This is a genomic window from Myxococcus sp. CA023 (assembly GCF_010998615.1).
Classification (GTDB): domain Bacteria; phylum Myxococcota; class Myxococcia; order Myxococcales; family Myxococcaceae; genus Myxococcus.
Genome location: NZ_JAAEAH010000126.1, coordinates 1 through 17,515 on the forward strand (window position 1 = coordinate 1; position 17,515 = coordinate 17,515).

The 17,515-nt window shown below is 68.2% G+C and carries 12 protein-coding genes and 4 pseudogenes; 6 read left to right on the forward strand and 10 right to left on the reverse strand.

Features of this window, described 5'->3' with window-relative positions:
* Nucleotides 1-418 precede the first annotated feature (418 nt).
* A complete protein-coding gene (locus tag F8M74_RS35415) occupies nucleotides 419-1,789 on the reverse strand; it encodes a hypothetical protein (RefSeq protein WP_141259021.1) in 1,371 nt (456 codons plus the stop codon).
* A gap of 102 nt (nucleotides 1,790-1,891) precedes the next feature.
* Here F8M74_RS35415 and F8M74_RS38725 point away from each other — a divergent pair.
* Nucleotides 1,892-2,032 (forward strand): annotated as a pseudogene (locus F8M74_RS38725) (hypothetical protein); the annotation flags it as partial.
* Nucleotides 2,033-2,099: 67 nt separating this feature from the next.
* Nucleotides 2,100-2,309, forward strand: a pseudogene (locus tag F8M74_RS38285) (hypothetical protein); the annotation flags it as partial.
* Nucleotides 2,310-2,586: 277 nt separating this feature from the next.
* Here the strand turns inward: F8M74_RS38285 and F8M74_RS35430 are convergent.
* Entirely contained in the window at nucleotides 2,587-2,868 is a 282-nt protein-coding gene (locus tag F8M74_RS35430; RefSeq protein ID WP_228560915.1) for a hypothetical protein, read from the reverse strand.
* 233 nt (nucleotides 2,869-3,101) lie between these two features.
* On the opposite strand from F8M74_RS35430, the gene F8M74_RS35435 reads away from it, so the two are divergent.
* On the forward strand, nucleotides 3,102-4,589 hold the full coding sequence (locus tag F8M74_RS35435) for a hypothetical protein (RefSeq protein ID WP_141259020.1): 1,488 nt from the start codon (nucleotides 3,102-3,104) through the stop codon (nucleotides 4,587-4,589).
* Between the two features lie 45 nt (nucleotides 4,590-4,634).
* Here F8M74_RS35435 and F8M74_RS35440 read toward each other — a convergent pair whose 3' ends face one another.
* Nucleotides 4,635-5,327, reverse strand: a complete 693-nt coding sequence (locus tag F8M74_RS35440; RefSeq protein ID WP_216620807.1) for a class I SAM-dependent methyltransferase — start codon at nucleotides 5,325-5,327, stop codon at nucleotides 4,635-4,637.
* Between the two features lie 68 nt (nucleotides 5,328-5,395).
* On the reverse strand, nucleotides 5,396-5,767 hold the full coding sequence (locus F8M74_RS35445; RefSeq protein ID WP_240462321.1) for an ABC transporter substrate-binding protein: 372 nt from the start codon (nucleotides 5,765-5,767) through the stop codon (nucleotides 5,396-5,398).
* A gap of 347 nt (nucleotides 5,768-6,114) precedes the next feature.
* Here F8M74_RS35445 and F8M74_RS35455 point away from each other — a divergent pair.
* Nucleotides 6,115-6,465: pseudogene (locus F8M74_RS35455) on the forward strand (S1 RNA-binding domain-containing protein); the annotation flags it as partial.
* A gap of 237 nt (nucleotides 6,466-6,702) precedes the next feature.
* Nucleotides 6,703-9,114 (forward strand): WD40 repeat domain-containing protein, encoded by a 2,412-nt coding sequence (locus F8M74_RS35460; protein ID WP_141259127.1) that lies wholly within the window; start codon nucleotides 6,703-6,705, stop codon nucleotides 9,112-9,114.
* 456 nt (nucleotides 9,115-9,570) lie between these two features.
* Here F8M74_RS35460 and F8M74_RS35465 read toward each other — a convergent pair whose 3' ends face one another.
* The 4 genes and pseudogenes from F8M74_RS35465 to F8M74_RS35480 form a co-directional block, all read right to left on the reverse strand.
* Entirely contained in the window at nucleotides 9,571-10,560 is a 990-nt protein-coding gene (locus F8M74_RS35465) for a hypothetical protein (RefSeq protein ID WP_140795099.1), read from the reverse strand.
* 436 nt (nucleotides 10,561-10,996) lie between these two features.
* Nucleotides 10,997-11,152, reverse strand: a complete 156-nt coding sequence (locus tag F8M74_RS35470) for a hypothetical protein (protein ID WP_153881061.1) — start codon at nucleotides 11,150-11,152, stop codon at nucleotides 10,997-10,999.
* Between the two features lie 784 nt (nucleotides 11,153-11,936).
* A pseudogene (locus tag F8M74_RS38730) lies at nucleotides 11,937-12,089 on the reverse strand (DnaJ domain-containing protein); the annotation flags it as partial.
* A 33-nt stretch (nucleotides 12,090-12,122) separates the two neighbouring features.
* Nucleotides 12,123-12,638, reverse strand: a complete 516-nt coding sequence (locus F8M74_RS35480) for an Lrp/AsnC family transcriptional regulator (RefSeq protein WP_228560917.1) — start codon at nucleotides 12,636-12,638, stop codon at nucleotides 12,123-12,125.
* 158 nt (nucleotides 12,639-12,796) lie between these two features.
* Between F8M74_RS35480 and glmS the strand changes: the two genes are divergently transcribed.
* Nucleotides 12,797-14,707, forward strand: a complete 1,911-nt coding sequence (glmS, locus tag F8M74_RS35485) for a glutamine--fructose-6-phosphate transaminase (isomerizing) (RefSeq protein ID WP_141258929.1) — start codon at nucleotides 12,797-12,799, stop codon at nucleotides 14,705-14,707.
* Nucleotides 14,708-15,213: 506 nt separating this feature from the next.
* On the opposite strand, the gene F8M74_RS35490 is transcribed toward glmS, so the two are convergent.
* Together F8M74_RS35490 and F8M74_RS35495 are read right to left on the reverse strand one after the other, a co-directional pair.
* Nucleotides 15,214-16,575 carry an NAD(P)/FAD-dependent oxidoreductase gene (locus F8M74_RS35490; protein WP_141258928.1) on the reverse strand — a complete coding sequence of 454 codons (1,362 nt, stop codon included), beginning with the start codon at nucleotides 16,573-16,575 and terminating at the stop codon, nucleotides 15,214-15,216.
* Between the two features lie 403 nt (nucleotides 16,576-16,978).
* Nucleotides 16,979-17,341, reverse strand: coding sequence for a hypothetical protein (locus F8M74_RS35495; RefSeq protein ID WP_141258927.1), 363 nt, complete (start codon nucleotides 17,339-17,341; stop codon nucleotides 16,979-16,981).
* Nucleotides 17,342-17,515 lie beyond the last annotated feature (174 nt).

Consider the following 17,515-nt stretch of genomic DNA (forward strand, 5'->3'; position numbering starts at 1 on the left):
TGCAGAGGGGCCGAGGAGGGCCGCTGACGGGGCCGCCCGAGCGATGCTCCCGGCCGGTGGACAGGCCGCTTGAGCCCCCTTGGGGCACACGCCTGCCCAGGCCGCGCTCCCATCAGGTGCGTGGCAGGAGCCTTGGCCTGTTGGCTGTCTTGAGCCTCAACACCACACGGCCTGGGGTGGCCCTCGTTCCGGAGCCAACCTCGCACAGGCCGTGGGCAAGCCCAGGTGCTCCACAATCGCCCGCACCCCGGGGGCCCACTTCACGTAGCACGGGCGCGACGTTGATGGTCACGGCACGACGCTGCGTGGCGGACGACTCGAGCCCGCCGCGGTGCGCGGAAACGAGTGCGAAGCTACGGCTCGCTGCGGAGGGAGCCGGCGGCCCCTGACGCCTGATGAATCGGCTCCGGGTCGCGATTCAACGCTCCCGGACCGAGCCAGTCAGCGAGTACTCCTTGGTCCGGAATCCCGTACCGAAGCGGCCGACGAGCTTGGCCATGTGTTCGGGCGAAACAGGTGACGTGACGACTCCTGTCAGACGCGGCATGCCCTTCGCGCTCACGAGCGCAGCGATGACAGCATCCAGATCGGTTCCCTCGACCTCCTCATCCTGACTCAGGGCCGTTGCGTCGAAGTCGAGGTGTAGCTCGGTGAGGTTGGGCAAGTCGGCACGGCCGAGGCTGTCCGCGGTCGTGTGGTTGACCTCCAGACGGAGCTCGCGCAGGCGCGGCAGGCGCCGAGCGACGAGACCTTGCTGCGACGCCGTGAGATCGTTGCTCAGGGTCAGAGACTCGAGTGCGGCAAGAAGCTGAGACCGTCCAAACCCGGTGAGGGTCGTGCTCGAAAGATTGCAGCTCCGTAGGCGCAGGTGGCGGAGAGCGGTCAGGTAGGGAGACGCGATGAGGGACGCGAGCTCGTCATCCTCGACTTCCGAGAGAACGAGGTGCTCGACGGTCGTCATGCGTGCCGAGCCGGCGACGATCGCGACGGCTCCCGGGACGTCGCCCAGACCGAGATGCGTGACGGCCAGGCGCGGCGACGTGATGAGCGCCGAGAAGCCGGGGCCAGGCAAGGCCGAGTCGCCGGCATCGTCGAATCCGAGACAGCCCTCGAGATCGAGCCCACGAAGGCGAGACAGGCTCGAGGCCCGGGCCAGGGCGTGGCAGCCCTCTTCGCCGATCGCGGAACGTGCGAGGTCCAAGTAGGCCAACGCGGGCAGGTCGAACAGACGACTCAGCCCCGCCGGGCCGATGCCGACGCGGGGGAGCGTGAGGCTCTCCAGACGCTCGAGACCGGCAACAGCGAGAAGGTCGGCCAGATCATCACCCACGGGGATGTCACCATCCTGGGCGTCGGGCATCGCGAGGCCGAAGCGGCGCAAGTTGGTCATCTTGCGCCGAGCCAGCGGCTCGTATGCCTCGACCGTGTGGAGCCCGACGGCCAGCTCGAGTTCGTCCAGGTGATGCAGGAGCGGTGACGCAAGCACCTCGGCTACCCCCGTGACACCGAGCCAGTCGCAGTCGATGCGCAGCTCGGAGATGGCCCGTAGCCGAGAACACCGAGTGAAGGCGGGCACCAGGTCCTCGGACCCGAAACGCTCGTTGATCCAGGCGCGATGGAGGTCGATCCAGGACTCGGCGATATCCCTCTTGATACCGCGAGCCATGCGGCCAGCCAGGACTTCGTCGAGTCGAACGAGCCCCACCACGGACAGACGCGACTCGACGGCGACGTCATCGCGGATCAGCTGCCGCGCGGCGAGCTCGAGGGGCCAGGGCCGTTGGAGCATGGTCGGAAAAGTATCGCCGAATCTGGCGCGGCGGCAAAGTGGTGATCGCGTGATGCGCGGCGTGGTCGCGCGACGGTCGGCGAGCGAACGGCTTGACCGCCGATGGCCCTTGCGCTCCTACTCTCCTCCGTGACCAGCAAGCGCGTGCCCGGTGGGGTGGTGGTGCACAAGCTCCCTGTAGACCTGCGTGAGGCGCTGATCGCGAGCTCCACGGCGCTTGCTGCCTGGAGGGACATCACGCCCTTAGCACGCAACGAGTTCATCTGCTGGGTCGAGGACGCGAAGCAAGCGATGACGAGAGAGAGCATAACGCATCCAGGTGGCCCCCTCCCGGGGCGCGGGCCACGCGCTGCCGGCGATGCGGCGGGGAGACTTCCCGCGCCTGCGCATGCGGCTCGAGAAAGAGGGGATGAACTACAAGGGCTACAACATCGCGGTGCACGAGCTGGGGCACAACGTGGAGCAGGTGTTCTCACTCTACAACGTGGACCACACGTTGCTCACGGGCGTGCCCAACAACGGAGCATAAGACGGATAGGGACGCTGTTGAGGGTGGCGGGCGGGAGCAGAGGGGACGAGGAGGGCCGCTAAGGGGGCCGTCCAAGCTGTGCGTCAGTCCGGCAGCGCGAAGCCACGCAGCCGCGCGGGCAGTCTCGCGACACGGTAGCTGTCCATGGTGTCTCCTCCACGGTGAAGAGGGGGCTTCAACGTGTTCACGATGGACGGCGCGACCGACCTGCTCCTGCCATGTGGAGCGGGGTTCGTGCGCTCCGTTCATCGCGCGGGCGCAGCGCGCGTCAGTGCACCCAGTCCGCGTCGGGCACGTCATCGTCGTCGGCGCGCCACGCACCGCAGTGGACGCAGAACATCCATCCTTCATACCCGGCCTGGGCAGCGGGGTGCTCGGGGTACTCCTCAGCCGTCACGAGATAGCCATTCGGATGGTGTGCGTCGTCCTCTCGCTCCGGGCATCTGCATGGGCACGTCGTCAGGTCGGCCGCCTTGGCGACAACGTCACGGGCGGGCGCGGCGCCGCGCGCGTCCTCTTCTCGCTTCAAAATCCCCTGGCCTGGATTCATCGGCTGTCCCTCCCAATCGTCTCTGTGAGTCTCGGCAGAAGAGGCGCCTCCACGCATGCGCTTCGGCTCGCGTGTGGGCTCTCTCGTCAGCCGCCGGTGTTGCCAATAGCGCTCTGTCCTCCGACGAAGGCAACTCATTGATGCGCGGGCCCTGAGCGAAAAAGCGCGCGCCGGATGTCCCCGAAATTGGGCCCGAGGCCTTTTGAGCTTGCCCCGACTCAAGGACAGTCTCGATGTCGACATTCCGCGGTCGACGCCCCCGTGGGCTCACCACGTGCTTCGTCCTGGCACTCCTGCTCCTGCCAGCGTGCGCCTGTGAGAGCGTCGAACAGGGCAAGCCAGACGGCCAGCAGCCCCCTGCGTCCACGCCCACCGAGGAGCGGCCAGGCCTGTTCAATGCCTCCGCCCTCAGGGTCAGCCGCTCCCCGGACCGCGCGGAAGAACAGGCGCTCGCGGGGAGCACGCTGCAGGGCAGCGTTGCCATCTTCGTGGCCCCCGGCGCTGGAAGTGGCATCACCCGGGTGGAGTTCTTCCTGGACGCGCCCACCCGGGAGCGCTCGCCGATGTCCCTGGACCTCAGCGTCCCCTTCGACTTCGCGGGGACGGCGCTCGACGGGAGCGCCGCGCTCTACGACACGCGGCAGTTCGCCCACGGGGACCACTCCCTCACGGTGGTCGTCCACGACGCCGACTTCCATGTGGATGAGGCCACCGCGAGCTTCACGGTGGCCAACGCCTCGGTCCCCGCGCCGCCGCCCGTTCCTTCGCCTCCACCCGTACCCTCGGCGCCTCCCGGACTGCGCACCGTGGATGCGTGGGAGCGGCTGTTCCTGAACACCTGGGAGCGCGAGCACAGGATGGAATACCTGCCCCGGAGCAAGTCGACGAACAGCTGGGACTTCTACAGCCTCGCGTACGGCATCGACGCCAACACCGCGATGTACCGGGCCACCGGACGGACCGTGTACCTCGACCGCGCGCTGCTCTACGTCAACAACCTGGTCGACACGGCCCGCGTCTCCCGTGCGCTTCCCCGGAGCCAGTTCAAGGACGGTTTCCTCGGCTGGGCTTCGACCCTGTCGGCCTATCGCTCGCAGTACGAGCGACTGCTGGCCTTCACCGAGAAGAACATCTTCGAGAAGTGGTTCGTGCGCGGGGCGGATGCCTTCATCTACCGCAGCCGCACGCACCTGGCCGCGCACTGGGCCTTCATCGCCATGGACCTGGCGCTCATGACGGCGGACACCGCCGCGCGGCCCACCTACGAGGCCGTCTTCGACAACATCAACCAGGACCTGCCCAACGTCAGCGCGTCCCTGCGCGCGCAGCTGGGGCCCCACCCCCGCTACCCGGATGCGTGGTTCTGGAGTGACAGGTGGGGCTCGCACGAGCCGCCCGGGCAGGACGTGGCGCACGCGAACGGCGTGCTCGCGTTCCTCGTCGAGGCGCACGACGCCGGTCTCACGTGGACGGATGACGACCTCCGGCGCTTTACCGCGACGCTCAGCACCGTCATCTGGCCCGATGAGGAGACGTACGCGGAATACGTCGACGGCTCCGGGCGCGGTGACGGCTGGTTCAACGATGGCCTGATGAAGCTTGGCCGCTATGACGTCGGCCTGCAGCGCCGGCTGGAGCAGCACCGCGTGGGGCAGAACATCCAGTTCTTCGCCAACGGCGCGCTCAACGTGCGCATCCTGTCCGAGCACCCGCAGCCGTGAGGCGAGAGCGCGAGGCGAGGCCCTCGCGCCGCCGCTCCCCCAGGGTCATCGACTGGACGCGGGCTGCAGGAACAGCAGGTAGTGGTCCGGAAGGCCGTCGTACTCGGACACGATGGAGTAGCCCGCCTGCTGGGCGGCGGCGACGAGCGGCGGGCGCATCGCCCGAAGGTGCGTCACCGCGATACGGCCATTCGGGGTGAGGGCGAGACGCAGCCTGGTCAGGTAGGCCACACGGTCCGAGAGGAAGTGGTCCACCTCGGAGAGAAGGATGAGGTCGTACGCGCCGGGTTCGAGGCCTGGCTCGTCCGGTTCCACCTTGCGCACCACGACGTTCTTCCGCTCGGACATCCGTGCGCGAAGCCGCTTGAGGGCCTCGTCGTTGATGTCGGTCGCGACCACCTGTCCCGCCGGACCGACGGCCTCCGAGAGTCGCTGCGTGAAGTAGCCCAGGCCCGCTCCGACATCGGCAATCCGCTGTCCCGGCGTAATTCCCAGCGTGGCGATGAACCTGGCAGGCTGACGGGACTGGTCATACGAGGCCTGCACGCCTTCGACCCCTCCGAGGCCATGGAGGTCGGCGGGCTGCTCCGCCGCGGGGGCCTCCGTCGGCGTCCGGGATGGCTCGGGGCGCTTTTCCTCTCCGCCCTCGGAGCGACATCCGCCTGTCGCGGCCGTCACCAGACAGAGCAGCAGCCGCGCGAGACGACGGGGCGTTGCATGGGTACGAAAGAGAGTCATTCCGGGCGACCTCTTCGGAGGGGGAGGAGCAACGGGTGCTCCTGCGAGGATTGCACCCCCATGCTGGCTCACGGCGTCAGGGGAGTCCACTCCGACGCCGCGACGAGCCCGCCCGTGGCCACGTCCAGCGCCGCGAACTGCGCGCCCTGCACGCCCACGCGCCGGTTGATGCCGAAGGTGACGGGCGGAGACACGCCCGTGTCGAAGTCGCGCAGCGCCTCCAGGTGCTGCACCAGGCTGGCCCGCGTCACGTCCGCGCCGGTGCGCGTGAGGGCCTCCACCAGCACCCGTGCCGCCGCGTAGGCCCCGAACTGGAAGGCCGTGTGTCCCGGCTCCAGGCCATGCCGCTCCATGAACGCGGCGAACGCCTTCAAGTCGGGCGCGCGGGCTCCCAGCCCCGCCGGGTACACGAAGCGCGCGCTCCCGGCCGAGCTTCCCACCGCCACCGGGTCCGGCGCATAAGAGGAATGGGGGCCCTGTTGAGGGGGAGGGAGGGTGCAGAGGGGCCGAGGAGGGCCGCTGACGGGGCCGCCCGAGCGATGCTCCCGGCCGGTGGACAGGCCGCTTGAGCCCCCTTGGGGCACACGCCTGCCCAGGCCGCGCTCCCATCAGGTGCGTGGCAGCAGCCTTGGCCTGTTGGCTGTCTTGAGCCTCAACACCACACGGCCTGGGCTGGCCCTCGTGCCGGGGCCAACCTCGCACATCCCGTGGGCAAGCCCAGGTGCTCCAGAATCGCCCGCACCCCGGGGGCCCCCTTCACGTACGCCAACACCCGCCGCCTGCCTCCAACCCCTGGGAGACGCTGTCCGAGCGCCTGCCCGTGGGCAGCCGCGTGAAGGGCAAGGTCACCAAGGTCACCGACTTCGGCGCGTTCGTGGAGATCGAGCCGGGCATCGAGGGCCTCGTCCACGTCTCCGAGCTGAAGGAGGAGCGTGTCGAGAACCCGCGTGACGTGGTGCAGGAGGCGCAGGATGTCGAGGTGAAGATCATCGACATCAACACCCCGGACCGGAAGGTCGCGCTGTCGATGAAGGCGCTGATCGGCGAGGGCGAGGACTACCGCGAGTACCTCCGCAAGCAGGCGGAAGGCTCGAAGGCGCGCCTCGGCGACGTGATGGCGAGCAAGCTGAAGAAGTAGTCTTCAGCCGCACGCGCCAGCACGGCGAGACGGCCGGGTTCCCGAGAGGGGGCCCGGCCGTTGCCGTTTCGGGGCGGGGCCTGCTATGCAAGACGCCGCGCGCTACGGGGCCGAGCGCGCGGGGGACAATCCATGTTTGTTCGTTCTGTTGCCTGGGGCAGTCGCGCCGGGGTGGCCTGCGCGCTCATGCTGAGTGCGGTGTTTGCTTGTTCGGATGGAAGCAGCCCGAATCCCTCTGTGTCCCGCCCTCCGGGCCAGGCACGCATCGAGGTCCCCGTCGTAGGGCTCACGGCGGGATTGCCGGGAGGCTTCCGGTGCATCGCCGAGGATCCGGACGGTAACGCGCTGATCTATGCGTTCGACTGGGGGCGCGCGAAGGCGGAAGTCAGCCTGTCCGAACGTGTTCCCAGCGGCACCGCTGGTGACGTGGCTCCCGTCTTCCAGACGAAGGGGCAGTTCTCGGCCCGCTGCCGCGCGGTCGATCCCCACGGACAGTTGGGGGCGTGGTCCGAATCCGCGCTCTTCGACGTGCACCCGCCGCCACCGCTGCCGCCACCGCTGGATGACGGGAAGCGGGAGCTCACGGTGGAGGTCTTTGGCCACGGGCGCGTGACGAGCACGCCGAGCGGCATCGACTGCACGTCCATCTGCAGCGCTCGCTTCGAGGTCGGGGCCGAAGTCACTCTGTCCGTGGAGCCACAGCCCGGCTGGCGCTTCACGGGGTTGCTGCGCTGTGGCACCGAGCACGCATCCCAGGTCGTCCGGGTCGACCGCAACCGCCATTGTGGGGCAGGGTTCGCCCGAAGGGAGGAGCAGGCCGTGGAGTGGCGCCAGACGGGCGCCTCTAACCCCAGCGATGCGTCGTGGGACCCCGGTGGCCGGCTGCTCGCGGTGTTGGATCAAAGAGGCACGCGAGGCGGCCTGCGCATCTGGAATGCGGGCCTTGGACAGGTTGCTCGCATCATCCACCAGGACTCCACCGACATCCGTTCGGTGTCCTGGGGCCCGCGGGACGAGGATCTGGCGGTGGGGCTCGCGGATGGGCGGCTGGCCTTGCTCGACCCGGCGACGGGAGTGTTCCACCAGACGTGGAGCGCCCACGCTGGGCCCGTGGTGGGGCTGGCCTGGTATGCGCGAGGAAATGAGCTGGCCAGCGTCAGCCACCCGGAGACAGGCGGCGCGGAGGTGCGCTTCTGGGCCGCGTCCTCGGGGACGGAGAGCCGGGCGCCGTTGCGGACGGCGCGCACCCTCCGGAAAATCCACTGGAGCCCGGACGGAGCGCGGGTTGCGTTGGAAATGGCGGGCGAGCAGGTGGAAATCCACAGTCTGGACCCCTGGGTGCAGGTCCACGAGGTGGGGCTTGGCGACAGCTTCTCCTGGAGTCCGGACGGCGCTCGCTACGCCGTGGGGAGCTACCGGAACGTCCGGGTGTACGAGACGGCAACCCACGAGCTCCAGGCCTCCTGGTTTGGAGCGTGGAGCCTGTCGTCCCGCCTGGACTGGAGCCCAACCCAGGACTGGCTCGTCATCGTGGACCCGCGCTACTCCCTGACGGTCCTGAACGTCAACACCGGCACGGTGGTAGCAAACGGCACCGAGGTGCCACCCAATCGGTTGGACGCCCCGGGCTTCAGCGCCGTGCGCTTCCACCCGGTCCACGACTCGTTCGTCGCGGTGGCGCCCAAGCCCGCGTCGGTCTCCACCTTCAGCGTGGACGCGCAGCAGTCGCGGCTGCTGCGCCACGAGTTGGTGGCTCATTCGTCCGCAATCAACGCCACGAAGTGGAGCCCGGCGGGGAACCGGCTGGCGTCAGCGGGCGACGACGGAACGGTCCGGCTCTGGGGCGCCGCGGGCCAGGCGCTGGCGACTTTGGACGGACACGAGGGCAAGGCGGTCCGCGCGCTCGGATGGGACGCGAGTGGCGCACGGCTCGCATCGGGGGGAAATGATGGACGCATCTGCGTCTGGGACGCCAGCACGGGCCGGCTGACGCAGCCGCCGCTACGGCTGATGCAGCGGGCGCTGGGGCATACACCCAAGGTGGAGCACGTCGCGCTAAGTCCGGACGGCCGCACGCTGGCGAGCGCGGGCGCGACGCTGTTGCTCACGGGAGGCATGACCAGCGTCCAGGTCTGGGACGTCGCTTCGCGCACGGAGCTGCTCAACATCCATCAGACGGACAGCCCCGTCGTGGAGCTGGGATGGACGCCGGACGGACAGTCGCTGATCATCGTCTATACCCACGCGGCCTGGGATGTCTGGAACCGCAACTCCAGGGTGCTCAAGCGCGTGGAGTCCGCCCCGGAAAGGCTGACCACCGCGGCGCTCAGTCCTGATGGAACCCGGTTGGCCTGCAGCGACCGGCTGGGGGTATCCGTCCTGGACGTAGGGACGGGGGCTGTCGTCGCGGAGACCCCCATGTGGATGGGGCAACTGTCCCTGACGTGGCACCCGGACGGTACGCGCTTCTCCGGTGGCGATGTGGAGGGACTCGTCTTCGACTGGCAGGTACATGAGCACGGCCAACTTCTGCCCAGTGTCATGGGGGTCCACGACAACATGGTCCTGGGCGCTTCATGGCGCGGGGACGGCGCGGTCCTCACCACGGGTGGCGCTGACATGGCGCTGGTCACCTGGCGTGCCCACTAGAAACCATCCGACCGGTAGGTTGGGTGGGGACACGCCCAGCGCACCGCCAGCCTTCGTGACTTCGCGCGGTTACGAGGGCTGGCGCGTTGCGTCGTGCACAGTGGACGCTCACGCCCGAGTGACGAGCAAGGATGCTTGAACTCGGGGAAGTGGCCGGCGATACGGGCCCCCGACACTGTTATCGAAGAGCATCCGCACATCCTCAAGAGGAGGCAGGCTTCATGGCTCGTGACGTCGTCAGCGCATAAGAGGAATGGGGGCCCTGTTGAGGGGGAGGGAGGGTGCAGAGGGGCCGAGGAGGGCCGCTGACGGGGCCGCCCGAGTGATGCTCCCGGCCGGTGGACAGGCCGCTTGAGCCCCCTGCTCCGAAGGCGGCGACGCGCAAGGAGTGAGCCGCGTCCCGGGCCTGACTCCGGACGGGGCACGCGCGACTCGACGCGTGCCCCGCTCGAAGTGTCACTTCAGGTAGCCGGATTGCTGGATGAAGGCCTTCACGGCGGCGACGTCGGAGTAGTCGAGCTGAATCATCTCCCGGAGGGCCACGCGCTTGTCGGGGGCCTGCTCGTGGTAGCGCCGGGCGATTTCGTAACCCACGTAGTAGCCGACGTCCGACACGCCGAAGGTGTTGGTGGGCGCGTTGTAGAGCCAGTCCTTCAGGGAGTCGCCGTCCATCTGCGCCACGAAGTGCGCCCGGATGGCGTCGGCGTGCGCGGGGCCGTAGCGGTACATCTCCAGCGCGGGCCGCTTGCCGGTGACCTGCTCGGCGACGAACTCCGCCACGCCCTCGTAGGCGACCCGCGAGGCGAGCACGTCCGCCATGTCGCGCTGCTGGGTGTGGACGTACTCGTGGATGTTGTTCTGGCCGTTGTTCTCGCGGGGGCGTGTCGCGAAGAAGGCGCCCAGGCGGGTGCGCATCGGCTCGGGGAATTCGGACACGTCCACCGTCTCGTCCGTCAGCGCGATCTCCGCGCCGATGAGCACCTGTCGGCCCAGGGTCGTCCCCCCTGTCCGCATCGCGCCAATGGCGTAGGTGATGGTGGCGGGCTGGAGTTCGGGGTACAGGCGTCGGAAGGTGGCGAGGTCCTTCTCCAGTGACGAGGCCGCGCTCCGGGCGTGCGAGGTCAGCGGGCGGACGGAAGCCCAGTACTTGGGATAGCGGGTGATGACGTCGGCGAAGGACTGGGCGGTGTAGTCGCGCGCCTGCATCAACGCATGCAGCCCGGGAGTGCCGGGGTCGATGTAGAGGCGCTGGATGATGGCGGCGCGCTCGGCCACGTCTTCGGTCGCCATCGCCGCGTCATGGGCCACCCAGAAGCGGTCGATGTCCTCCGTCACCACGGAGGTGGGCGATGCGGCGGGGGTGCTCGGAAGGGCTGTCTCGGGCGGCTTCAACGTGGGGGCACACCCCACCAGGAGGGCCGTCAGTACCGCTGTTCTCCACTGCATTCGGTGCTCCAGATATCCCCCCAGGCGTCGTCCCCCCTACATCAGGGCCGCCGTGCATCCCAGGGACATGGCGCGCCGTGGACGCGGTTTGTGGCGGCTGTGTCAGGAGTTTCATGTTCTGCTGGCATGCGCCCCTGGAGGGCGCATGACGAGAAGCAAGCGGATGCTGCTGTTGAGTCTGTGTGCATGGATGTCCTGCTTCGCTTGTGGCGATTCCAATTCGGACGACGCGTGTGACGGCAATCCGCCCGGTGGGGCCTCGGCCGTCGTGTGTCGGGATGGGTGCAGCTACCAATGCGGGAGGCAGTGCGCGGACGTCTGCGCCGCGGCAGGGTGTTAGTCCTGCTCGGCCGGGACGTGGACGAATACTCCCATGGACTGTGTATCGTCGTGTCCTTGAGCGGAGTCGTCGCTCCGTGATGCGCCGGGCGGCCGCTCAGGGGAGCACGGCGCGGATGAGGCCGTGTGCAATCGAGTGGCCGAGCAGCGGCGCGGGGAGCAGCGCCCAGACGAACGCCGCCGCGTAGATGAGGCGGAGTCTGAGCGGGGGGGGACGCGGACGGGTCTTCGTCAGGGATGGAGCGAAAGACACGCTCGCCCGTCTTCCGGAGTCCCCACGTGAAGAGAACGCCCAGTCCGAGTCCCAGCGCCAGGCCCAATCCAAGACGGGCTCCGCCTCCGCCCGCGAGCACGGCGCCACCCGCGGCCCCTCCGACGGTGGAGGCAATCGACAACAGGCTCAGCATGTCCCACAGGCTCACCATGAAGGCCTCGCCGCTGCTGTTCATGGCCCCTTCCCAGGGTCTAGCGCGGCCGGCGGTGTGAGTGAAGGGGGCTGAGGGGGCTTGCTCGTGTTTGTGCAGGCCATGGGCAGTCGTGCCTCCGTCAGCACAACCCCTGTGCCATGGATTGCACGCCGTGCGGCCCGGATGCCACACGGAGCCTTGGCCTGTTGGCTGTCTTGAGCCTCAACACCACACGGCCTGGGGTGGCCCTCGTGCCGCGGCCAACCTCGCACAGGCCGTGGGCATGCCCAGGTGCTCCACAATCGCACGCTCCCCGGGGGCCCCCTTCACGTTCGCCAACACCCGCCGCCTTCCTCCACACCTCGCGTGATGGTCTTCACCGCGCTGCGACGGTGGCGGGCCGCTGCGGAAGTTGCCGCCGGCTCCGGCCGAGCCCGCTCCCGCGCCACGTTGCGCACGTGCCGCACGGCCGAACATCTGCTCGAAGAAGTCGCTGAAGGCGGCACTGTCCATGCCCTGGCTGTCGCCGTGGTCGGAGAATTCGAATCCGGCATCCCAGTTGGGTGGCGGACGGAAGTCCTGACCGCCGCCGGCACCGCTGCGGCAGCGGGCGCTTTCCTGGCCGAGGTCGTCGTACGCCGCGCGCTTTTCCGGGTCGGACAGCACGGTGTTGGCCTCGTTCACCTCGGCCATGCGTGCCGACGCGTCGGCTTCCTTGCTCACGTCGGGATGGTATTTGCGGGCGAGCTTGCGATAAGCCTTATGGAGATCAACGTACGCGATTCAAGCGTGCCGGCAGCGGGATGTCGCGGCGCCTCAGAGCAAGGGCACGCGCGTGTCGAACTTGGCGCGGTGCGTGGCGAAGAATGCCTTCACGTTGCGCACGTTGGCGTCGTGCGTGAACAAGCGCTGGGCGAGCGCGTGGTAGGCGGGCATGTCGTGCGCGTGCACCACGAGCACGAAGTCCGGCCCCGGCGACACGCGCCAGCACTGCTGCACCTGGGCATCGGCGACCACACGGGTTTCAAAGGCCTGCAGAAACTCCGCGCCCTGCTGATCCAGCGTGATCTCGACAATGGCCGTGAGCCCGTGCCCCTGCAGTTGGGCGAGCCGGTCGGGCTGCAGCAGGGCCACCTGCTTTTCGATCAGGCCGAGCTCATGCAACCGCCGCACGCGCCGCAGGCAGGTGGGCGGCGAGACGTGGACCTGCTCGGCCAGCGTCTGGTTGCTGATCGAGGCGTCGTTTTGCAGCAGGTTCAACAACTGCAGATCGATGGCGTCGAGCTCGTCTTTAAATTCCATAAATGATAAGAATCTGAAATCAAATTCCACTCAACCATTCTTGCGAAATATTATTCCAAAATGAGTTGAAAAGGAATCAGAAATTTCAAATCGCTCTGCGCACCATCGCTGACATTCGGGGGGCGCAGCACGGCCCCATGGTTCAGCAGTCGGCAGATTCGGATCTGCCCCCAGTAGGAGCAATCACCATGTGCGGCATCGTCGGCGCGGTTTCCCAGCGCAACATCGTTCCCATCCTCGTCCAGGGCCTGCAGCGCCTTGAGTACCGTGGCTATGACTCCTGCGGCGTGGCCGTGCACGAGGCCAGCATGGGCAACAACCCCATGGGCGGCCTGCACCGCGCACGCAGCACGGCGCGCGTGGCCGAGCTGCAGGCGCAGGTCGATGCCGAACATCTGCAGGGCGCGACCGGCATCGCCCACACACGCTGGGCCACGCATGGTGCGCCGGCGGTGCACAACGCGCACCCGCATTTCAGCCACGGCCCCAACGCCGCGCCTGCCGAGACCGACCGCGCAGGCCGCGTCGCGCTGGTGCACAACGGCATCATCGAGAACTACCAGGAGCTGCGCCGCATGCTGCAGGCGCGTGGCTATGTGTTCTCGAGCCAGACCGACACCGAGGTCATCGCGCATCTGGTCGACAGCCTGTATGACGGCGACCTGTTCGACGCCGTGAAGGCGGCCGTCGCGCAACTGCACGGGGCCTATGCGATCGCGGTGATGCACAAGGACGAACCGCACCGCGTGGTCGGCGCGCGCGCCGGATCGCCGCTGGTGCTGGGCGTGGGCGAGGGCGAGAACTTCCTCGCGAGCGACGCGATGGCGCTGGCGGGCGTGACCGACCAGCTCGTCTATCTGAAGGAGGGCGATCTCGTCGACCTGCAGCCCGGCCGCTACTGGCTCGTCGATCACGACGGCCAGCGATTGAGCGAGGCACAGCGCCCCGTGCGCACCGTGCACGCACACAGCGGCGCGGCCGAGCTGGGTCCCTACCGCCACTACATGCAGAAGGAAATCTTCGAGCAGCCACGCGCGATCGCCGACACGCTCGAGGGCGTGAAGGGCATCGTGCCCGAGCTGTTCGACGGCCTTGATGCCGACGGCAGCACCCGCACAGCCGCGTGGCGCGTGTTCAAGGAAATCGACTCGGTGCTGATCCTCGCCTGCGGCACCAGCTACTACAGCGGCTGCGCGGCCAAGTACTGGATCGAGGCCATCGCGAAGATCACGTGCAACGTCGAAGTCGCCAGCGAATACCGCTACCGCACCAGCGTGCCGAACCCGAAGACGCTGGTGGTCACCATCAGTCAATCCGGCGAAACGGCAGACACCCTGGCCGCGCTGCGCCATGCGCAGAGCCTGGGCATGACGCACACGCTCACCGTCTGCAACGTGGCCACCAGCGCCATGGTGCGCGAATGCGAGCTGGCCTACATCACGCGCGCCGGCGTCGAGATCGGCGTGGCCTCCACCAAGGCGTTCACCACGCAGTTGGCGGGCCTGTTCCTGCTCACGCTAGCGCTCGCGCAATCCAAGGGCCACCTGAGCCAGGAGAAGGAAGCGCAATACCTCACCTCCATGCGCCATCTGCCCGTCGCACTGCAGGCCGTGCTCGCACTCGAGCCGCAGGTCATCAGCTGGGCCGAAGATTTCGCGAAGATGGAAAACGCGCTGTTCCTCGGGCGCGGCATCCACTACCCGATCGCGCTCGAAGGCGCGCTCAAGCTCAAGGAAATCAGCTACATCCACGCCGAGGCCTACCCCGCAGGCGAGCTCAAGCACGGCCCGCTCGCGCTGGTCACCAGCAGCATGCCGGTGGTCACCGTCGCGCCGCACGACGAGTTGCTCGAAAAGCTCAAGAGCAACATGCAGGCAGTGCGCGCGCGCGGCGGCGTGCTCTACGTGCTGGCCGACGGCGACTCGCAGATCGAAAGCGAAGACGGCATCCACGTGATCCGCATGCCCGAGCACTACGGCGCGTTGAGCCCGATTTTGCACGTCGTGCCGCTGCAACTGCTCGCCTACCACACGGCCGTCGCACGCGGCACGGACGTGGACAAGCCGCGCAATCTGGCGAAGTCTGTGACCGTGGAGTGAGGGGCTGGAGGGAGCGTTTCGGCCTTCAACCTTGTGCTCCCGGGCGGGGAGCTCGCCCCCGCGGAGGGCTGCTCTCCGCTGGCGCCCGCGCGGGGATGCGTGAAGCAGGTCCACGTCTGCGCTGGGGACTTCTCGGGTCTCCGGGCGATACGAGACGATGGCCGGACGCGTCGCCGTCCTCCATCCGGACCCGGTGACTGCACGCGCAGGAGTTGGCGAGGTGGCGCGAGAGCTCCGGGAGTGGGGGAACCATGAGGCCCCGTTCCGTTGCGCCTTCGCGCTTCTCTCCGCAGCGGAGGGCCTCGAGCGCTCCGCCGAAGCCGAGGCCCTCCACGCCGCCGGGTCCACCGCTGCGGACCTGTCGCCCCGTCTACGCCAATGCCTGCACGGAAACGCCCTTTGCCGCCTGTAGGGATGCCGGCAGCGGAAGGCCTAAGGAGGTCATCGTCGAGCGACGCTTCTTGGCCGCGCGGCCCCGGCGCCGGGGCCCATCCCTCCGGGGCCCCTCACCCGGCCCTGCGCTCCGGGGCCTCGGCGAGGAAGCTCTCCGCCGAGTCGTCCAGCTCGTCCATCCACTTGCGACGGTGCGGCGTGGCACGGGTGCCGGTGACGATCGACGTGAAGGTGCGGTCGCGGTAGCCGAGGATGTCCTCCTGCTTGTCGCGCAGCCACTGCTTCAGCAGCTCCGCGACCTTCTCCACGCTGAAGCCCGGGTAGTCGGTGCGGTCGAGCAGGTCCCGGATGTAGGCGGTTTGGAAGTCCACCGCCCCGAACGAATCCTGGATCCCCTCCTCGCGCTCGACCCACGCCGCGATGTCCGCCTCGCGCTCCTCGGCGGACGGCAGCGCGGTGCGCCCCATGATCACGTCGCGCACCAGCCATGCCTGGGCGTCGAACATGTTGAAGGTGTAGTACTGGTCCTGCATCCCCAGGTAGGCGAGCTCCGGCTGGCCTTGCCAGAACACGCCCTTGTAGAGCCCCGGCGGGTAGAGCCGGTTGTGGCTCTCCAGGCGCAGCGCATTGGGAAGGAAGCGGTACTTGTGCTGGTAACCCGTGCACAGGATGACCGCATCGAGCGTCGCGGAGGTCCCATCCGCGAAGTGCGCGCGGTTCCCCTCGAACCGCTTCACCAGTGGTACCTCCTTCATGCCCTTGGGCCACCTGAAGCCCATGGGGGCAGACCGGTAGCTGATGGTCACCGACTTCGCGCCCAGCTTGTGGCACTGCACGCCGATGTCCTCGGCGGAGTAGCTGCTCCCGATCAGCAGGAGATTCTTTCCCGCGAACTCCTCGGCGCCGCGGAAGTCGTGCGCGTGCAGCACGCGACCGGGGAAGGAGTCGATGCCCTCGAAGAAGGGCACGTTCGGCGTGGAGAAGTGGCCGGTTGCGTTCACCACCCGGTCGAACGACTCCTCGCGGACCTCGCGCTTGGCGAGGTCGTCGACCACCACGGTGAACTTCCGGGTCTCCTCGGACCAGGAGAGCCAACGAACGATGGTGTTGAACTGGATGTACTTGCGGACGTCGCACTTCTCCACCCGCCCGCGGATGTAGTCGTAGAGCACCTCGCGCGGCGGATAGGACGGGATCGGCCGGCCAAAGTGCTCGTCGAAGGAGTAGTCGGCGAACTCGAGCGCCTCCTTCGGACCGTTCGACCACAGGTGCCGGTACATGCTGCCGTGCACCGGCTCGCCGTAGCGTCCCAGGCCGGTCCTCCACGTGTAGTTCCAGAGCCCGCCCCAATCCTCCTGCTTCTCGAAGCAGACGATTTCCGGGATCTCCGCTCCCTTGCGGGCAGCGGATTCAAACGCACGCAACTGGGCCAAGCCGCTGGGGCCAGCTCCGATGATCGCGACACGAAGAGCCATCTGGACACACCTCGAGCAGGGGAGCTGCCCGGCGCACCTGGGCGCCGGCGACCGTCCCGCAGGTTCATGCACGTGGGCGCACGCGCCCCATGCACCGGAGTCAGTGGACTCCGGGTGGATGGAATGCCGAGCGGCGCAGAGGCCGGGGCAAGGAACGTCGGACGCGAGCGAGGGCGCCATCGACGCAGGAGCGTTTCGCATACCTGAGCGCGCGAGAACGGATTCCTATGGGGTCAAACATTCACCAGACTTGACCGTGGATGTCAACGCTCGAGCTGCCTTGCGCCCTGACAGCGTCCGCTCGTCCGCCCGCTCGCCCTGCAAGCGCACTCTTGGTATCTCGACCGTCGACCGCAGGGATGCGCCATCGCTCAGCCAGCGCACCGACGCCTTGGGGACGGCGTCACCACAGCGAGAGCTCGGTCAGACTCAGCAGCAGCCCGCCGTTGTCGGTCTTGCTGCGCAGGCGGATGTAGCGGGCGCTGGTCGCGGGGATGAACGATCCGACGATGCCGTCCATTCCGACGCCTGCCCAGGACTCGCCGTCGACCGAGATCTCGGCGACCACATCGGCGGTGATGCCGCGCACCACCAGCAGCGATGCAGGGCGAGCTGCGTCGAGGTCGACCGTCAACACGCGATCGGCTCGCGCGGATCCACAACCCTGGCCCACGTCATCCGGCACGCAGCCGGTGTCCACGGGCGGCTGGAACCTGTTCACGAAGTCGCCGTCGGTCAGGGCGCACGCGGTGATGGCCACCGGCACACCGCTGGCTCCCGTGGCGGTGCAGCGCGATCTGGAAGGTGACGCTCGAGGCGGTGGCTCCCGAGGGCAGCGCGCCGAAGGTGACGCTGGCGTTCTCGCTGCCCGTGGTCACCGACAGGTGCGGTTCGAGCACAGCGCATAAGAGGAATGGGGGCCCTGTTGAGGGGGAGGGAG

Bases quoted from the DNA above. Each gene is read 5' to 3' on its own strand.
- glmS (WP_141258929.1), top strand. From the start codon at position 12,797: ATGTGCGGCATCGTCGGCGCGGTTTCCCAGCGCAACATCGTTCCCATC.
- F8M74_RS35440 (WP_216620807.1), bottom strand. From the start codon at position 5,327: ATGACTCTCTTTCGTACCCATGCAACGCCCCGTCGTCTCGCGCGGCTG.
- F8M74_RS35415 (WP_141259021.1), bottom strand. From the start codon at position 1,789: ATGCTCCAACGGCCCTGGCCCCTCGAGCTCGCCGCGCGGCAGCTGATC.
- F8M74_RS35465 (WP_140795099.1), bottom strand. From the start codon at position 10,560: ATGCAGTGGAGAACAGCGGTACTGACGGCCCTCCTGGTGGGGTGTGCC.
- F8M74_RS35490 (WP_141258928.1), bottom strand. From the start codon at position 16,575: ATGGCTCTTCGTGTCGCGATCATCGGAGCTGGCCCCAGCGGCTTGGCC.
- F8M74_RS35430 (WP_228560915.1), bottom strand. From the start codon at position 2,868: ATGAATCCAGGCCAGGGGATTTTGAAGCGAGAAGAGGACGCGCGCGGC.
- F8M74_RS35435 (WP_141259020.1), top strand. From the start codon at position 3,102: ATGTCGACATTCCGCGGTCGACGCCCCCGTGGGCTCACCACGTGCTTC.